The organism is Limnohabitans sp. INBF003 (assembly GCF_055396645.1).
Genome location: NZ_AP029222.1, coordinates 3188114 through 3204485 on the forward strand (window position 1 = coordinate 3188114; position 16372 = coordinate 3204485).

Here is a 16372-nt window from a genome sequence, read left to right on the forward strand (position 1 = left end):
CCACGGGGTCGGCTGAAGCTGCTCATTTTACAGGCAGGGGGACAACACGCGGGTTGCCCCGTGCCCACCCTCACGCTTTAATGGCCTTGTTGTAGCCGTAAAAAACCTCGTCGCGGACCCAGCCAAGCAACTCATACGCAGCTTGGGCCGACAAATTGGTACGAGCGGTGGTCAAGTCCATTCGCACTTTGCCGTTCTGTGCAGCCAATGCTTCGGCCGCAAGCAACAAAGCCCTGCCGACACCGGACCGCCGGACTTGCGGCCACACGAACAAGTCATACAAGGCGTAAATGGGCTCAGCTTCCACCGAACAAAACGTCGGATACAACTGGCAAAACCCCAAGATGTCACCGTGTGCTCCGATGGCCAACAGGATGTCCGACTCTGCGCGCTCCATCCGCTCTCGGATGAACTTTCTGGCGCGGTCCAAGTCTGGCGGCTGCTCATAAAACTGCCGATACGCATCAAAGAGCGGCGCAACCAATTCCAGATCCGCCAAAGTGGCCAACTGTGTGTGAATCATATTTCTTAAGCATTCAAATCAACAACGCCAAGATTATCAAGCCACGCCCCAACTGGGGTTATGCGCCAAATGCATGAGCTGACAGCCAAGCGGCCTTGGACGGTTTGGCATCCCCGCCCTACCATTTGCGCCACTGACAACCCGTCAGTTTCAAGAAAGGCGACGAAACATGTCCAATTCACCCGCAGGCATCCAAGCCACAAGCCCCCATGCACTGCCCTCTTATTTGAACCCTGAGCACCTTGGCCCTTGGGGCATTTACCTGCAACAAGTTGACCGCGTCACGCCCTACCTGGGCTCGCTGTCGCGTTGGGTCGAAACGCTCAAGCGGCCCAAACGCGCACTGATCGTGGACGTGCCCATCGAGCTGGACAACGGCACCATGGCCCACTTTGAAGGCTACCGCGTGCAGCACAACACCAGCCGCGGCCCGGGCAAAGGCGGCGTGCGCTTTCACCAGGACGTCACGCTGTCCGAAGTCATGGCCTTGTCGGCCTGGATGTCGGTGAAAAACGCCGCCGTCAACCTGCCCTTTGGCGGGGCCAAGGGCGGCATCCGGGTGGACCCCAAAACACTGTCTCGCGGCGAGTTGGAACGCCTGACACGCCGCTACACCAGCGAGATCGGCATCATCATCGGCCCGACCAAAGACATCCCTGCGCCCGACGTGAACACCAACGAGCAGATCATGGCCTGGATGATGGACACCTATTCCATGAACGAAGGCGCCACCGCCTCGGGCGTGGTCACGGGCAAACCGATTGCGCTGGGTGGCTCATTGGGCCGACGCGAGGCCACCGGGCGGGGCGTCTTCACCGTGGGCCAGGAAGCCGCGCAACACATTGGTCTGGACATCTCCAAAGCCAGAATTGCGGTGCAAGGCTTTGGCAACGTGGGCGGCATTGCGGCCAAACTGTTTGCACAGGCCGGGGCCACGGTGGTCGCGGTGCAAGACCACGGCGGCACCGTTTACAAAGCCGCAGGACTGGATGTGCCAGCCCTGCTGCGCCATGTCGGCGAGCACGGCAGCGTCAAAGGATTCACGCCTGCAGAGACCCTGCCCGATGCGCAGTTCTGGAGCGTGGATTGCGACATCCTGATCCCGGCCGCGCTGGAGCAACAAATCACCGCAGCCAATGCCCAGCAGATCAAAGCCCGCATGGTGATCGAGGGCGCAAATGGCCCGACCACGCCCGAAGCCGACGACATCCTGCACGAGCGGGGCATTCTGGTCGTGCCCGATGTGATCGCCAACGCGGGGGGTGTGACGGTCAGCTACTTTGAATGGGTGCAGGATTTCTCCAGCTTCTTCTGGAGCGAAGACGACATCAACACCCGCTTGGTGCGCATCATGCGCGAGGCCTTTGCCGCCATCTGGCAAGTGGCTGACGAACACAACATCAGTTTGCGCACCGCCACCTTCGTTGTGGCCTGCTCGCGCATTTTGCAAGCGCGGGAACTTCGCGGCCTCTACCCCTGAAAGAGGCGACCCACGGCGGAACTTGGGCCAAGCCCAAGTACGCCCCGCACTTGCTCAAGGCTTCAAAGGCAGCGCCCCTGCAGCCTTGACCTCGCCCAACGAAAAACTGGTGTGCAGGTCTTTCACGTTGGGCAGGTTGATCAGCACATCGCGCGCAAACTGGCTGAAAGTGTTCAGGTCTTTGCTGACCACCTGCAGCTCAAAGGTGCCGGTGCCGCTGATGTAGTGGCAAGAGATCACTTCAGGGATCTTGAGGATTGCCTCTTCCAGTTGGCGCGTGATGTCGCCCCGGTTGCGCTCAGCGTCCAGGCGCACAAAGGCCAGCACATCCAGCCCCACCTTTTGGCGGTCAATTTCAGCGCGATAGCCTTTGATAACCCCCGACTCCTCCAACGCCCGCACGCGCCGCCAGCAAGGCGCTGCCGACAGGCCGACACGCTGCGCCAATTCGGCATTGGTCAATCGCCCGTCACGCTGCAGTTCATTCAATATCGCCCAGTCAAATTTATCTAATGTTTCCAAAATAGGCCTTTTTAAGCAAGATTCTTTCAAATCATAGGGCAAATCCTGTCACAGAAAGCAAGCACTTGTCGGCACGCCCGTCCTACACTGTGCTTTCCTTTTTCCGCCGCAGGACACACCATGAACGCCCCTTTGCCCGAATCGATTCGCCAGGCTTTAGAAACGGTGACGCTGGACGACAAATACAGCCTCGATGTGGGCCGCGCCTTCATGAGCGGCGTGCAGGCGCTGGTCAAACTGCCCATGCTGCAACGCCAACGCGATGCCTTGCAAGGCAAGAACACAGCCGGCTTCATCAGCGGTTACCGAGGCTCCCCGCTGGGCAACTACGACCAGTCGCTGTGGAAGGCCAAAGACCACCTGAAGGCCCAAAACATCGTTTTCCAACCCGGCGTCAACGAAGAGCTGGCCGCCACCGCCTTGTGGGGCACACAGCAGCTGGGCTTTGCTCCGGCAGGTTCCAACCAATTCGACGGCGTGTTCGGCATCTGGTATGGCAAAGGCCCAGGCGTGGACCGCTGTTCCGACGTTTTCAAGCATGCCAACATGGCGGGCACCACGCCCTGGGGCGGTGTGCTGGCTGTGGCCGGTGACGACCATGTAGCCAAAAGCTCCACCGCTGCGCACCAGAGCGACCACATCTTCAAGGCCTGCGGCCTGCCGGTGTTCTTTCCGACCAACGTGCAAGACATCCTGGACCAAGGCCTGCACGCAATTGCCATGAGCCGCTATGCAGGTGTCTGGGCCGGCATGAAAACGATCCAGGAAATCGTCGAATCCAGTGCCACCGCGCACATCGACCCCGAGCGCGTGCAGATTGTGCTGCCCGAGTTCGTCATGCCACCCGGCGGAGTGCACATCCGCTGGCCCGACACCGCGCTGGAGCAAGAGGCCCGGCTGTTCGATTACAAGTGGTATGCGGCCCTCGCCTACATCCGCGCCAACAAACTCAACCACAACGTGATCGAAGGCCCGAACGATCGATTTGGTTTGATCGCCAGCGGCAAAGCCTACAACGACACCCGCCAGGCTTTGATGGATTTGGGCTTGGATGACCACCGTTGCCGTCAATTGGGCATCCGTTTGCACAAAGTGGCGGTGGTGTGGCCGCTCGAAGCGCAATCCACACGCGAATTTGCCACAGGCCTGCGCGAAATCCTGGTCGTCGAAGAAAAGCGCCAGATCATCGAATACCAGCTCAAAGAAGAGCTCTACAACTGGCGCGACGATGTGCGCCCCAACATCCTGGGCAAGTTCGACGAAGCCGATGGCGATGTCTCGGGTGGCGAATGGTCTATCCCCAACCCCACCGAACGCACCTTGCTGCGGGCCAATGCCGATTTGACGCCCGCCATCATTGCGCGGGCCATTGCCAAGCGCCTGAAAAAACTGGGGGTCGATGCGGATACCGCCACTCAGATCGACGCCCATTTGGCGGTGCTCGACGGCAAGGAAAGGGCCATGCAGACGCTCACGCTGGGAACAGCGGCCGAACGCCAGCCCTGGTTCTGCTCGGGTTGCCCACACAACACATCCACCAAGGTGCCTGAAGGCTCGCGTGCCATGGCAGGCATTGGCTGCCACTTCATGAGCATCTGGATGGACCGCAGCACCATCGGCTTCACGCAGATGGGCGGCGAAGGCGTGCCATGGACGGGCCAACAGCCTTTCAGCAACGAACAACACGTCTTTGCCAACCTGGGTGACGGCACCTACTTTCACAGCGGCATTCTGGCCATTCGCCAAAGCATTGCCGCAGGGGTCAACATCACCTACAAGGTGCTTTACAACGACGCCGTGGCCATGACCGGTGGCCAGCAAGTGGGCGAGCGCCCCGAAGGCCACAGCGTGGTGCAAATCGCCATGAGCATGCGGGCCGAAGGGGCCCAACGCATCGACGTGGTGACCGATGAACCCGAAAAATACGACGGTGTGGCTTTAGCCGAGGGCGTGCGTGTGTTCCACCGCGACGAGCTGGACCGCATCCAGCGCGAAATGCGCGAGATCAAGGGCACCACCGTCATCATTTACGACCAGACCTGCGCCACTGAAAAGCGCCGCCGCCGCAAGCGCGGCACCATGGTCGACCCCGCTTTGCGCGTGATGATCAACGAGGAAGTGTGTGAAGGCTGTGGCGACTGCGGCGTGCAATCCAACTGCCTGTCGGTCGAGCCGCTGGAAACACCTCTGGGCCGCAAACGCACCATCAACCAAAGCACTTGCAACAAGGACACCAGTTGCCTCAAGGGCTTTTGCCCCAGCTTTGTCACGGTGGAAGGTGGCACGTTCAAGAAAAAATCATCGTCCAGCACCACGGCATTGAACCCGTCCAACTTGGGCGCTTTGCCTGACCCCGAACTGCCCGCCATCACACAGCCTTGGGGCATGGTGGTCGCGGGTGTCGGTGGTACCGGCGTCATCACCATCGGTCAATTGCTGGGCATGGCCGCGCACATGGAAGGCAAAGGCATCGTCACGCAAGACTCGGCAGGTCTGGCGCAAAAAGGCGGTGCCACCTGGAGCCACATTCTGGTGGCCAACACACAAGACGAGATCCGCACCACCCGCGTGAGCATGGCCGCGGCTGACCTGATCATTGGGTGCGACCCCATCGTCAGTGCCTCCAAGGAAACCACTTTGCGCATGCGCGCAGGCCGCACGCATGTGGCGCTGAACAGCAACAGCACACCCACGGCGGCGTTTGTGAAAAACGGCAACTGGCAAAACCCAGCCGAGCAGTGTGTGGCCGAAATCACAGCCCAAGTGGGCGTTGAAGGTGTGGGCAGTTTTGACGCCGACACACTGGCCAAACAACTCTTGGGCGACACGATTTACGTCAACCCCATGATCCTCGGCTACGCCTGGCAAAAAGGCTGGGTGCCTTTGCGGCATGAGTCCTTGGTGCGGGCCATTGAGCTCAACGATGTGCAAGTGAAAAACAACCTGGCTGCTTTTGAGTGGGGTCGCCATGCCGCACACCAACTGGATGTGCTGATGCAAAAGAGCCAGCCCGTGCAAGTGGTGCAGTTCAAGAAACGCGAAACACTGGAAAGCCTGATCGCTGACCGCATGACGCGTTTGACCGATTACCAGAACGCGGCTTATGCAACCCGCTATCAGGCCTTTATGCAGCGTGTTCAAGGGGCTGAAATGCCATTGGGCAAAACCGTTCTGACAGAAACTGTGGCGCGCCATCTGTACAAGTTGATGGCCTACAAAGACGAATACGAAGTGGCCCGCTTGCACACCCAGTCAGCGTTTATGGACCGCATCGCCAACAGCTTTGAAGGTGACTTCAAAGTGCATTACCACCTGGCCCAACCGCTCTTGGCCAAGCGCAACAACAAGGGCGAGTTGGTCAAGCAAAAGTTTGGCCCTACCATGCTGACAGGCTTCAAGTTGCTGGCCCAATTGAAAGGCTTGCGCAGCACCCCATTCGATGTGTTCGGCCGCACAGAAGAACGCCGGACAGAACAAGCCTTGATCGGTGAATACATGCAGCACATCGAACAGGCCATTGAACACCTGAGCCCTGAAAACCATGCACACGCCTTGGCCGTTGCCAACGTGCCTGAAAACATCAAAGGCTTTGGCCATGTCAAGGAACGCAACCTGAAAGCAGCCAGGGCATTGTGGGCTTCATTGAACGCCCATTGAAAAAAAGAAAGCCACCCGCAAGGGTGGCTTTCGATCGTGCACTGTCCGAGACACTTCAATCGCAAGCTCAAATGGCTTGCAGCAGCATCTGCAGATTTCAGCGTGCGTCGGGCAATTCGATCTTGACTTCCAGCACTTCCAGGTTGTCCTGGCGCTCCAGGTTCACCTTGATGTCATCCGGATTGATCTTGATGTATTTGCTGATCACTGCCACCAATTCGCGTTGCAAAGCGGGCAGGTAATCGGGCTCAGCGGCATTGCGACCACTGCGTTCGTGGGCCAAGATGATCTGCAGGCGCTCTTTGGCCACGCTGGCGGTTTTCTTCTTTTCGCCCAGGAGGAAGGAAAGAAACGACATGGTTCACTTGCCTCCGAACAAACGTTTGAAAAAGCCAGGCTTGTCGGCTTCGGTGAACCGCATGGGTTTGTCTTCGCCCAGGAAACGGTCAATCACATCCTTGTAGGCTTCAGACACATCGCTTTGTGCCATGTGAATCGCTGGCGTGCCTTGGTTGGACGCTTGCAACACGTTCTCGCTTTCAGGGATCACGCCCAGCAACTTGATGCGCAAGATGTCTTGAATGTCCTGCAGCGACAACATCTGACCATCTTCAACCCGGTTGGGGTTGTAACGGGTGATCAGCAAATGCTCTTTGATGGGTTCCTGGCCTTCAATGGCACGTTTGGTTTTGCTGCCCAGCATGCCCAGAATGCGGTCCGAATCGCGCACAGAAGACACTTCGGGATTGGTCACCACCAAGGCCTCATCGGCAAAGTGCATGGCCATCAAAGCGCCTGTTTCGATGCCAGCAGGTGAATCGCAAACGATGTACTCAAAACCCATCTCTGCCAGATCTTTCAGCACCTTCTCGACGCCCTCTTGCGACAAAGCATCCTTATCACGAGTTTGCGAAGCCGCCAACACAAACAGGTTGTCACATTGCTTGTCTTTGATCAAAGCCTGGTTCAGGTTGGCTTCGCCTTGAATCACGTTGATCAGGTCGTACACCACACGGCGTTCACAGCCCATGATCAGGTCCAGGTTGCGCAGGCCCACATCAAAGTCAATGACGGCCGTCTTGAAGCCTTTCAGTGCCAAACCTGTGGCAAAACTGGCGCTGGTGGTGGTTTTACCCACACCACCTTTGCCGGAAGTCACAACAACAATTTTTGCCATGGCATTTTCTTTCTTGGAGAGGATATCGGTACAAATTCAGATTTTCAGAGCTTGAGGGGCGACACCAACAACTTGTCGCCTTCAGGGCCCGATTGCAAACGGACTTGAGCCGCTTGCCCTAAAACGTCTTTGGGCAAGGCATTTTCGCTGGTTCGGTAAATGCCCGCGATGGAAATCAATTCAGGCTCCATCACCTGCGCAAAAATGCGTGCCTCGGTGTTGCCGCGAGCACCCGCAATGGCTTTGCCACGCAAAGTCGCATAAATGTGGATATGGCCATCGGCAATGACTTCTGCGCCTGCATTCACCATGGCCAGAACAATCAGGTCACGGCCCTTGGCATACACCTGTTGACCTGAACGCAGGGGTTTGTCGATCACCATGGGACCCAACGGGACAGGTGCTTCCATGGGAACAGAGACAGGTTCAACGCTGGGTACAGCCTGCACAACATCCGCAAGGGGCACAGAACGGCGAATGCGGGCATCGCTGGCATCCACCAGACCCACCCCCTTGGCTTGCGTCAGAAGTTCGCCCTGAGCGCCTTTAATGGCCAAAGGCACCAAACCGTGTTCACGCAGGAGCGGTAACAAGGTTTTGAAGTCGATGGATGGCGTGTTTTCTTCAAAATTCAGAAAACCGACATCAATGATCACAGGGTCTTGGTCAAAAAATCCTGGGCTTTCGGCCAATTGTTGAACCAAGGCCTGCGAGATGGCAGCGATGTCGGTGGTTTTGAGGACCAAAGCCACCAAAGACAAGTCTGCGCTTTTGATGTCGTAACAGTTTGAGAGGGATGCTTCTGAAACGATCGCCATGGTGCCGTCAAAGGAGGAAAGACGCAAATCTTAACAGCGCACTTGTTCCTTGTTCTTTCTCTATAGATTTATATCTTTAAATAGCAGTAGTAGATAAGGGCAGCACATTTGTGTGGACAAGCTGATTTTTTTCAGGAGTGACAAGGACTTGCATCACTTGTGAACGTGTGCGCTGTAGCGGTTTTTTGGTGTTTCAGAAAAATGAACAACTTCTTGCCAACACATCAAGCTGTGGATAACTGGCTGCTTGTTGTTTTTTTATCCACAGGCTTATCCAGAAATGGATGTCATGTTTCAAGCAACCATTGAATGACGCCTTTGGCCACAAAACCCAGCATGCCAAACGCCAATCCCAGAAAAATGACAAAGGTTCCGAATTTCCCGGCTTTGGACTCCCAGGCCAGCTGTCCGATGATGAACAGCATGTAAAGCATGAACGCCCCGACACCGATCGTGAGGCCGAACCAGGCGAATTGTTCTTCGTTGAATCCGAACATCACCGTTCACCCTGTCCGGAAATGCGTTCTTCGAGCTGAGACACATCGACCAAGTGCCGATAAGCATGCCAGCTGCCATGGCCCAGCATGGGAATGACGAGGATCAGGCCCAAAAACAAGGAAAAAATGCCCAGCATGCTGAAACCAATGATCAGAAAAGCCCACAAGGTCATTTGAAAGGGGTGGGTCAGCACGGCTTTCCAGCTGGTCAGTACCGCCTGTAATACCGTGACGCGGCGGTCTAGCAGCAAAGGCATGGACACCACGCTGGAAGCAAAGACGGGCACCGCCATCATGCCGCCCAAGCCCACCCAAAGTTCAAACAAATGCCCTTCTTTGGCCAGCACCACATGGCGGATGAAGTCGACCGGCGTGTGAATGGGAACGGGGGCCAGCAAGGTGATCAGCGCAGCCGAAGTGATGACCCAGCCGGTGGCCGCCAAACCCAGCAACAGGCCAAAACGGATCAGGCTCCAGTAACTGTCAGGCTGGTGACGCAGGCGCAACTGCCACTGCGTCCAGGTTTGCACCAGCAAATCAAAATTGACGGTTTCTCCGCGTTCCATGGCACGGCTCATGGCATACAGGCTGGTCGCCAGCACAGGTGCCACCACCATGAAGCCCGACAGATAACCGACCAACAGCCAGAATTGGTCATGCGCCAGCAGGGCAATGAAACCGCCCAGGGCTGCCAGCACCAAGCCATGCATGGTGCTGAGCAAGGGTGCCCTTGCCATGTCTTTGAACCCCAGTGCCAGCCATTGCATGGGCTGGTCCATCAAGATGGGTCGGACAGGGGGCAAAAAAATGCCAGAACGTGTTTGGGCGGAATCGGAGTGGGGTATTTGGGCCATGCGCAAAGCTTAACCACCCTCCGTTTTTCAGGGCTTGATGTGTGTCAAATCTGAAAACGAAATAAAAAGGCCGCTCGGTGAGCGGCCTGGTGTTGAAGACGAGCGTGGCTCGTCTGCGTTTTCAGTGGTGGCCGTGATGGCCTTCGCCATGGCGCATGCCACCGCCCATGCTTTGCATGGCGCGTGCGGTTTCGGCATCAAACACTTTCTTTTGGCTGGCATTGAGGGCTGCATAAAAAGTTTTGGTGGCGTCTGCGTGTTTTTGCATATCAGCGTCGCGCTGCGCTTTGTGCGCTTGCATTTGGTCGATGCGTTCAGGCGTGGTCAGCTTGTCCATTGCAGCTCGGTCGGGACGTGCCATGGGTTTGCTTGGCATTTTCATGCTTTGCTCAAAAGCAGTCCATGCGCTTTCCTGGCCTGCTTCGAGCTTCAGTTTGCCTTTGAGGTCAGCCAGATGCTTGGCATGGCGCTCGCCCATTTTGGCGTGCATCTTGTCCATGCGTTCAGCACGGGGTCCGCTGGTTTTGGCTTCGGGTGCTGTTTGGGCCAGGGTCAAGCCGGTCAGGCCAGCCAGCAAGCTGGCGGCGATCAATGTGTTGCGAATCGATTTCATGGGAAACATCCTTTCAGTGATGGGGTGAGGTCAGTGTGATCTGGCCATGTGTCTGGGATGTGGCCCATGTGCTGTGATTTGTAAAGGTGCGTGAAGTCAATTGACTCCACACCACCTTTTAAAAGCATGCACAGAACTGCGCAGGGCGTGGTGTCCTGTGCATCAGATGTTGCGATTTTTGCAGGTGTTGATGCCCAGTAGGCTGTAAGGCGGGCACCAGCCCATGAGGCCTGTGGCCAAGGGAACGGCACCCAGCCAGCCCCACCAACCCACGGTGCTGGTGGCTGCCAGTGCGACCAGCACGAGGCCTGCCACGATGCGAAGAATGCGTTCGATGCCGCCGATGTTTTGGGTCATGTGGATCTCCTTTGGGGTTTAAAAAATTCAGGCCGCGACGCGGTAGCCTTCTTCGGTCATGGCTTTGGCCAATGCTTCGCGGGCTTGTTCAGAATCGACCTGCACCTTGTTTTGCGTGCGGTCGATCACCACCTTGGCTTGTGGGTCCAACGCGAGCAGGGCTTTGGTCACGGCTTTTTCGCAGTGGCCGCAGGTCATGCCTTCGACCGTAAAAATCTGGTTCATGATGTACCTTTCAGACAGACCCTTGTGGGTCTGTTCAAAGCATAGTTGAAAACACAGCCTCCGACATGACACAGATCAAGACAGAACCTCAGACCATCGACATAGGCATTGGCGGCATGACCTGTGCTTCGTGTGTGGCACGGGTCGAAAAAGCACTGAACAAGGTTCCGGGCGTGACCTCGGCCACGGTAAACCTGGCCACTGAAACCGCGCGCATCGCGGTGGCTTCTGCCGACACCACCGATGCCCGGTTGCGCAGGGCCATTCGCGATGCGGGCTATGAGCCCCGTTCTCTGGAGGCAGCCGAAGCCGCCGCCAACAACACCTCTCCTTGGGCTGGGTTTGCGCCTGTGGCCTTGGGTTTGGTGTTGTCAGCACCCTTGGTGCTGCCCATGCTGGGCGACCTGTGGGGCCTGCACTGGATGCTGCCGTCCTGGGTGCAGTTTGCCTTGGCCACGCCAGTGCAGTTCATTTTGGGTGCACGTTTTTACAAGGCCGGCTGGCACGCGCTCAAGGCGTTAACGGGCAACATGGATTTGCTGGTTTCGCTGGGCACCACCGCAGGCTGGTTGCTGTCGGTCTGGTTGTGGTTGACGGCGCATGAAGGGCACGCGCCACATTTGTATTTTGAAGGTTCGGCCGTGGTCATCACCCTGGTCTTGTTGGGCAAGTGGCTCGAAGCACGTGCCAAGCGCCAGACCACAGAGGCCATCCGCGCCTTGCACGCGCTCAGGCCCGACAAGGCCCATTGGATCAGCGAAGACGGCGAAGTCGATGTGCCGGTGGATGAAATTCTGACCGGTGACCTGATCGTGGTGCGCCCCGGTGAGCGCTTTCCGCTCGACGGTGAACTGGTCGAAGGCCAAACGCAAGTGGATGAATCCATGCTGACCGGTGAACCGCTGCCGGTGTCCAAAATCGTGGGTGCACAACTGACCGGGGGCTCGATCAATGGCGATGGCCGTGTGCTCATGCGAGTGACCGCTGTCGGTCATGAGACGGTGCTCTCGCGCATCATCCGGTTGGTGGAAGACGCGCAGGCGGCCAAAGCGCCCATTCAGCGCTTGGTCGACCAAGTGGCTGAGGTCTTTGTGCCGGTGGTTTTGTTGATCGCGCTGGTCACGCTGGCTGCATGGATGTTCAGGGGCGCAGACTTTGAAACAGCCCTTATTTACGCCGTGGCCGTGTTGGTGATCGCCTGCCCTTGCGCACTGGGTTTGGCCACCCCTGTGGCCATCATGGCGGGCACCGGGGTCGCGGCCAAATACGGCATCTTGATCAAGGACGCGCAAGCGTTGGAGATGGCGCACCGCGTGCAGACCGTGGCCTTTGACAAGACCGGCACCCTCACGGTGGGTCAGCCTCGGCTGACGCAACACGTGGCGGCACCCGGACAAGACGTTAAAGCAGCCCTCACCTGGGCCGCCTGTGTGCAAAGTGGCAGTGAGCACCCTCTGGCCCGTGCTGTGGTCACGGCCGCCAAAGCGCAGGGCTTGAACGTGACAACGCCCGCCGATCTGGCCGCTGTGCCAGGCCGGGGCGTGCAAGCCACGGTGGAGGGTCGTCAGTTGCTGCTGGGCAGCTTGCGCTGGCTGCAGCAAGAAGGCATGGACCCTGCGCTGTGGTCGGCCGATGTGCCCGCACTGCAGGCACAGGGCGCGACCTTGTCGGCACTGGCCGAGCGCACGGCCACCGGTGTTCAGGGCTTGCTTCTGATGGCCTTTGGCGATGAGCCCAAGGCGGGTGCGGCCGAGGCGCTGGCGGCCTTGCGTGAGCGGGGCTTGAAACTGGTCATGATCTCGGGCGACAACCAGGCCGCAGCCGAAGCCATGGCGCGGCGTCTGGGTTTGCGCCCGGAAGACGGCGAAGTGCTGGCCGACGTGTTGCCCGGCGACAAGGCCGCGCAGGTGCAAAAACTGCGCGAAGGCGGCCGCATCGTGGCCATGGTCGGTGACGGGGTGAACGACGCCCCGGCGCTGGCCGCGGCCGATGTGGGCATGGCCATGGGCAACGGCACCGACGTGGCCATGCACGCCGCAGGCATCACCCTCATGCGCGGCGATGTGGCGCTGGTGGGCGCGGCGCTCGACATCTCGGCGCGCACCGTGGCCAAGATCCGGCAAAACCTGTTCTGGGCCTTTGCCTACAACGTGGCGGGCATTCCACTGGCTGCATTGGGCTACCTGAACCCGGTGATTGCCGGCGGCGCGATGGCGCTGAGTTCGGTGAGTGTGATGAGCAATGCCTTGTTGCTCAAGCGCTGGAAGCCCTGAGTACGAGACAGCGCTGAACCTTCGCTTGACTTTGTGGGAGGCCGCCCCTGCGTCCGAATGTCTGCAAAGCCATATCACGCATTCTTGACATGCGTCATGGTGCGTTGGGACACAAACCGGCAGACTGAAACTCTTCAGAACCCGGAGTTTGTTTTCATGACACAGCACAGCGCACTTCAAATCATCCGCGACGAACACGCCTCCTTGGCGGCCATGCTCCAGTCCATGCGCATGATGGTCAAACGCGGTCCCGCAGAAGACCGGCGCAACTTCTTTGACGTGGTGCGCGCCATGCTGTTTTACATCGACGAATTTCCAGAGCGTTTGCACCACCCCAAGGAATCCAACCTCTTGTTTCCCAAAGTCGTGAAGCTGGCCCCCAAGGTGATGGGCGCCATCGACAAGCTGGAGCGCGACCACCTGAGCAGCGAAAAAGCCGCCCGCGACATGCAGCACATGTTGCAGGCTTGGGAACTGTTAGGGGCCAGCCGCCGCCAGGCCTTTGAAGAAGCGTTAGAGAAATACGTCAACTTCTATCTGGAGCACATGAGCCTGGAAGAAAGCGTGATCCTGCCCGAGGCCGAGCGCTGTTTTTCAGCAGACGATTGGCGTGTGCTGGATGCGGCGTTTGCAGAAAACGCCGACCCGCTCACGGGCCATTACCCGCCTGCCCAGGAGTTTGAAAAACTCTTCAGCCTGATCGTGACCCGTGCGCCCTCACCCATTGGTCTGGGTTGAGGCATCACGGTTTTCAGAACGTCTTTTCAGAACATCCATTTGGTCCCGAGCGTCACCAAGTTCAGACCCGCCTGGCGGCCCACGCTGGCGTCCAGCTGCAACTTGGGCAGGATGTTGGTGCGCAAGCCCGTGGCCCAAGTGGGCTTGTCGTGCTGTTGTCCATAAACCTCCACATGGGCGGTAACGTCACCGTAAGCACGTTCCCACGCCAGGCCCCATGTGCCGATGCGCTGGGTCCTTGAAAAATCCAGCGCGCCCAGGTTCGTGTGCAGGCTCCCCAAGGTGGCGTGGTTGCAGGTGAGCAAGGCATTCACATAGCCTTTGGACGTTTCGCCGGTGGTGCGGGCCGTGCCCACCACGGCACCGACATTGCAGCCGTTTTCCCGTGATTCTGTGATGCGGAATTTGGCCTGAATGTTCAAAGTTTCAAGCCCTGTTTTTTGCTCACGGGCCATGCCTGCGCCCAGCTCCACGTTCTGGATGGGGGCATAGGCGGGCGCTACAGTCCAGCTGCGCGAGCCACTTGGCGCGCGTGTCCACCAGCCCTCCACATGGCCTTCGCCCACATCGTTCACATTGGCGTCGTCCACGGTCAAGGGTCGACCGGCTTGGGCATTGAAGATGCACCACAGGCCGATCCCAAGGAAAAAGGCTTTGTGCGGAATTGAAAGGCGGTTCATGAAGCCGACGCTTGTTGAAGAGAGGGATAGTCGGTGTAGCCCGTGTCGTCGCCACCGTAAAAGGTTTTGCGATCGGGCGTGTTGAAAGGGCCGCCTTGCCGCAGCCGAGCCCCCAGATCCGGGTTGGCAATGAAAGGGCGACCAAACGCCACCAGATCGGCGCCTTGTGCCAGCGCTTGCTCGGCCAGCGGCAGATCGTAGCCATTGTTGAGCATCCAGGCGCCCTGCCCCTTGGCCGTTGTGTAAGCCTGGCGCAGCGCGGCGTAATCAAAAGCCTGTCCGCCTTGCTGGTGGTCGCGAGGCCCACCGGTCGAGCCTTCGATCACGTGCACGTAGGCCAGCCCCATTGGGCCCAGCAAACGGGCCACGTGCTCAAACAAGGGCTGAGGCTGGTCGTCACTGGCATCGTTGGCGGGTGTGACGGGTGAAATGCGAATGCCTGTGCGATCACCGCCAATTTCGGCCACCACGGCGCTCATGACGTCATTCAGAAAACGGGCGCGGTTGTCGATGGAGCCGCCGTAAGCATCGCTGCGCTGGTTGCTGCCCGAGCGTAAGAATTGGTCGATCAGGTAACCGTTGGCTGCGTGCACTTCCACGCCATCAAATCCGGCCGCGATGGCGTTGGCCGCAGCACGGCGGTAGTCCGCTACGATGCCGGGCAACTCTGCAGTGTCCAGCGCACGCGGTGTGGATGTGTCCATGAACTGGGCTTGGCCGTCGACCAGCAGCACCGTTTTGGTTTTGGCCGTGATGGCCGACGGCGCCACAGGGGCCGCACCCCCGGGCTGCAAGCTGGTGTGGGACACCCGGCCCACATGCCACAGCTGCATCACGATCTTGCCGCCCTCGGCGTGCACGGCGTCTGTGACCTGCTTCCACGAGGCGACTTGCGCGTCGCTCCAGATGCCGGGCACATCGGCATAGCCTTGGGCCTGGTGGCTGATGGCGGTGGCCTCGGTGATGATCAGGCCCGCACCCGTGGCCGGGTTGGCGCGTTGGCGGTAATAGGTGGCCATGCGCGCGTTGGCCAGTGCGCCGGGGGCGCGGTTGCGGGTCAAGGGTGCCATCACGATGCGTGAGGCCAAAGCGATGCTGCCGACTTGGCAGGGTTCAAACAAAGAGGTCATGGGGGCAATTCAAAATCAAGAAAATTAAGAGAGGGAGGTCAAACGTCGTAGCCCGGATTTTCGCGCCCCAGCTTGCGCAGCAACGAAGGCCAGACAAACGCACCGCCCAAGCCCCCTGTTTGCACGCGCATGGCGTTGGCCACACCGTCTAGGATTTGCGGGTTCACCGCCGTCAGGTCGGCCGGGCCCGACTGCCCTGCCAGCGCATCGACCTGGATGCGGCAGGTGTTCTCAAATGTGTACATCGACAAGAACGCGTCGGCAATCGATTTGCCCACCGTGAGCAGGCCGTGGTTGCGCAGCATCAGGTAATTGGCTTGACCCAAATCGGCTTGCAGTCGGGTCTTCTCGTCGTCGCGGATCGCCACGCCTTCGTAGCCGTGGTAGGCCAGTGAGGCCAGCACAAAGGTGCTTTGCTGGCTGATGGGCAATACGCCATGGGCCTGGGCGCTGACGGCCACGCCCGCCCGGGTGTGGGTGTGCAGCACGCAACCGGCATCAGGCCGGGCTTCGTGCACCGCGCTGTGGATCACAAAACCCGCCGGGTTCACCGGGAACGGGCTCTCGTGCAGCTTGTTGCAAGCCATGTCCACTTTGACCAGACTGGATGCGGTGATCTCGTCAAACATCAGGCCGTAAGGGTTGATCAAAAACTGGTGGTCAGCACCCGCTACCGAGTGTGGCAACTTGGCGCTGATGTGGGTGAACACCAGATCGCTCCAGCCGTACAGTGCCACCAGACGGTAACACGCGGCCAGGTCTACCCGCAACTGCCATTCGTCGGGGTGCACGCTGTCTTTGAGGGATGGGATGTCAAACGCCATAAAA

At 58.8% G+C, this 16372-nt stretch carries 17 protein-coding genes; 4 read left to right on the forward strand and 13 right to left on the reverse strand.

Annotated features, from left to right (window positions below; genetic code table 11):
* Positions 1-70: 70 nt before the first annotated feature.
* A complete protein-coding gene (locus ACZ5VE_RS14915) occupies positions 71-523 on the reverse strand; it encodes an N-acetyltransferase family protein (RefSeq protein WP_464455898.1) in 453 nt (150 codons plus the stop codon).
* A 169-nt stretch (positions 524-692) separates the two neighbouring features.
* Here ACZ5VE_RS14915 and ACZ5VE_RS14920 point away from each other — a divergent pair, with 169 nt between their 5' ends.
* Positions 693-2003: a Glu/Leu/Phe/Val family dehydrogenase gene (locus tag ACZ5VE_RS14920; RefSeq protein WP_464455899.1), complete on the forward strand. Its 1311-nt coding sequence runs from the start codon at positions 693-695 to the stop codon at positions 2001-2003.
* A gap of 54 nt (positions 2004-2057) precedes the next feature.
* Here ACZ5VE_RS14920 and ACZ5VE_RS14925 read toward each other — a convergent pair whose 3' ends face one another.
* Positions 2058-2525, reverse strand: a complete 468-nt coding sequence (locus ACZ5VE_RS14925) for an Lrp/AsnC family transcriptional regulator (protein WP_464455900.1) — start codon at positions 2523-2525, stop codon at positions 2058-2060.
* Positions 2526-2645: 120 nt separating this feature from the next.
* Here ACZ5VE_RS14925 and ACZ5VE_RS14930 point away from each other — a divergent pair, with 120 nt between their 5' ends.
* Entirely contained in the window at positions 2646-6182 is a 3537-nt protein-coding gene (locus tag ACZ5VE_RS14930; RefSeq protein WP_464455901.1) for an indolepyruvate ferredoxin oxidoreductase family protein, read from the forward strand.
* Between the two features lie 97 nt (positions 6183-6279).
* Here ACZ5VE_RS14930 and minE read toward each other — a convergent pair whose 3' ends face one another.
* The 8 genes from minE to ACZ5VE_RS14970 form a co-directional block, all read right to left on the reverse strand.
* Positions 6280-6540, reverse strand: coding sequence for a cell division topological specificity factor MinE (minE, locus tag ACZ5VE_RS14935; RefSeq protein WP_108285570.1), 261 nt, complete (start codon positions 6538-6540; stop codon positions 6280-6282).
* A 3-nt stretch (positions 6541-6543) separates the two neighbouring features.
* On the reverse strand, positions 6544-7359 hold the full coding sequence (minD, locus tag ACZ5VE_RS14940; protein WP_464455902.1) for a septum site-determining protein MinD: 816 nt from the start codon (positions 7357-7359) through the stop codon (positions 6544-6546).
* Positions 7360-7403: 44 nt separating this feature from the next.
* A complete protein-coding gene (gene minC / locus ACZ5VE_RS14945; RefSeq protein ID WP_464455903.1) occupies positions 7404-8177 on the reverse strand; it encodes a septum site-determining protein MinC in 774 nt (257 codons plus the stop codon).
* A 287-nt stretch (positions 8178-8464) separates the two neighbouring features.
* Positions 8465-8674: a DUF2788 domain-containing protein gene (locus tag ACZ5VE_RS14950; protein ID WP_464457511.1), complete on the reverse strand. Its 210-nt coding sequence runs from the start codon at positions 8672-8674 to the stop codon at positions 8465-8467.
* Positions 8674-9528, reverse strand: a complete 855-nt coding sequence (locus tag ACZ5VE_RS14955; protein ID WP_464455904.1) for a DUF2189 domain-containing protein — start codon at positions 9526-9528, stop codon at positions 8674-8676. The genes ACZ5VE_RS14950 and ACZ5VE_RS14955 overlap by 1 nt, the downstream gene beginning before the upstream one ends.
* A gap of 121 nt (positions 9529-9649) precedes the next feature.
* Positions 9650-10141, reverse strand: coding sequence for a Spy/CpxP family protein refolding chaperone (locus tag ACZ5VE_RS14960; RefSeq protein WP_464455905.1), 492 nt, complete (start codon positions 10139-10141; stop codon positions 9650-9652).
* A gap of 162 nt (positions 10142-10303) precedes the next feature.
* Positions 10304-10498, reverse strand: a complete 195-nt coding sequence (locus ACZ5VE_RS14965; RefSeq protein WP_464455906.1) for a YgaP family membrane protein — start codon at positions 10496-10498, stop codon at positions 10304-10306.
* A 27-nt stretch (positions 10499-10525) separates the two neighbouring features.
* Positions 10526-10723, reverse strand: a complete 198-nt coding sequence (locus ACZ5VE_RS14970; RefSeq protein WP_464455907.1) for a heavy-metal-associated domain-containing protein — start codon at positions 10721-10723, stop codon at positions 10526-10528.
* Positions 10724-10788: 65 nt separating this feature from the next.
* Between ACZ5VE_RS14970 and ACZ5VE_RS14975 the strand changes: the two genes are divergently transcribed.
* Both ACZ5VE_RS14975 and ACZ5VE_RS14980 read left to right on the forward strand, forming a co-directional pair.
* Positions 10789-12996 carry a heavy metal translocating P-type ATPase gene (locus tag ACZ5VE_RS14975; RefSeq protein WP_464455908.1) on the forward strand — a complete coding sequence of 736 codons (2208 nt, stop codon included), beginning with the start codon at positions 10789-10791 and terminating at the stop codon, positions 12994-12996.
* Between the two features lie 156 nt (positions 12997-13152).
* Complete coding sequence (locus tag ACZ5VE_RS14980) at positions 13153-13734, forward strand: hemerythrin domain-containing protein (RefSeq protein WP_464455909.1); 582 nt, start codon at positions 13153-13155, stop codon at positions 13732-13734.
* A 26-nt stretch (positions 13735-13760) separates the two neighbouring features.
* Here ACZ5VE_RS14980 and ACZ5VE_RS14985 read toward each other — a convergent pair whose 3' ends face one another.
* Genes ACZ5VE_RS14985 through ACZ5VE_RS14995 form a run of 3 tightly spaced genes read right to left on the reverse strand, consistent with a single transcriptional unit; the run spans position 13761 to position 16368 of the window.
* A complete protein-coding gene (locus tag ACZ5VE_RS14985) occupies positions 13761-14414 on the reverse strand; it encodes a hypothetical protein (RefSeq protein WP_464455910.1) in 654 nt (217 codons plus the stop codon).
* The gene (locus tag ACZ5VE_RS14990; protein WP_464455911.1) at positions 14411-15544 is read right to left on the reverse strand and encodes an alkene reductase; all 1134 of its coding nucleotides are present in this window, start codon (positions 15542-15544) and stop codon (positions 14411-14413) included. Before ACZ5VE_RS14990 ends, ACZ5VE_RS14985 begins: the two co-directional genes overlap by 4 nt.
* A 38-nt stretch (positions 15545-15582) precedes the next feature.
* Complete coding sequence (locus ACZ5VE_RS14995) at positions 15583-16368, reverse strand: class II aldolase/adducin family protein (protein ID WP_464455912.1); 786 nt, start codon at positions 16366-16368, stop codon at positions 15583-15585.
* Between the last annotated feature and the right edge of the window lie 4 nt (positions 16369-16372).

Coding starts and splice junctions, on each gene's coding strand:
- minC (WP_464455903.1), bottom strand. CDS start 8,177: ATGGCGATCGTTTCAGAAGCATCCCTCTCAAACTGTTACGACATCAAA.
- ACZ5VE_RS14950 (WP_464457511.1), bottom strand. CDS start 8,674: ATGTTCGGATTCAACGAAGAACAATTCGCCTGGTTCGGCCTCACGATC.
- ACZ5VE_RS14980 (WP_464455909.1), top strand. CDS start 13,153: ATGACACAGCACAGCGCACTTCAAATCATCCGCGACGAACACGCCTCC.
- ACZ5VE_RS14990 (WP_464455911.1), bottom strand. CDS start 15,544: ATGACCTCTTTGTTTGAACCCTGCCAAGTCGGCAGCATCGCTTTGGCC.
- ACZ5VE_RS14920 (WP_464455899.1), top strand. CDS start 693: ATGTCCAATTCACCCGCAGGCATCCAAGCCACAAGCCCCCATGCACTG.
- ACZ5VE_RS14995 (WP_464455912.1), bottom strand. CDS start 16,368: ATGGCGTTTGACATCCCATCCCTCAAAGACAGCGTGCACCCCGACGAA.
- ACZ5VE_RS14965 (WP_464455906.1), bottom strand. CDS start 10,498: ATGACCCAAAACATCGGCGGCATCGAACGCATTCTTCGCATCGTGGCA.
- ACZ5VE_RS14970 (WP_464455907.1), bottom strand. CDS start 10,723: ATGAACCAGATTTTTACGGTCGAAGGCATGACCTGCGGCCACTGCGAA.
- ACZ5VE_RS14955 (WP_464455904.1), bottom strand. CDS start 9,528: ATGGCCCAAATACCCCACTCCGATTCCGCCCAAACACGTTCTGGCATT.
- ACZ5VE_RS14960 (WP_464455905.1), bottom strand. CDS start 10,141: ATGAAATCGATTCGCAACACATTGATCGCCGCCAGCTTGCTGGCTGGC.
- ACZ5VE_RS14915 (WP_464455898.1), bottom strand. CDS start 523: ATGATTCACACACAGTTGGCCACTTTGGCGGATCTGGAATTGGTTGCG.
- ACZ5VE_RS14930 (WP_464455901.1), top strand. CDS start 2,646: ATGAACGCCCCTTTGCCCGAATCGATTCGCCAGGCTTTAGAAACGGTG.
- ACZ5VE_RS14975 (WP_464455908.1), top strand. CDS start 10,789: ATGACACAGATCAAGACAGAACCTCAGACCATCGACATAGGCATTGGC.
- ACZ5VE_RS14985 (WP_464455910.1), bottom strand. CDS start 14,414: ATGAACCGCCTTTCAATTCCGCACAAAGCCTTTTTCCTTGGGATCGGC.
- minE (WP_108285570.1), bottom strand. CDS start 6,540: ATGTCGTTTCTTTCCTTCCTCCTGGGCGAAAAGAAGAAAACCGCCAGC.
- minD (WP_464455902.1), bottom strand. CDS start 7,359: ATGGCAAAAATTGTTGTTGTGACTTCCGGCAAAGGTGGTGTGGGTAAA.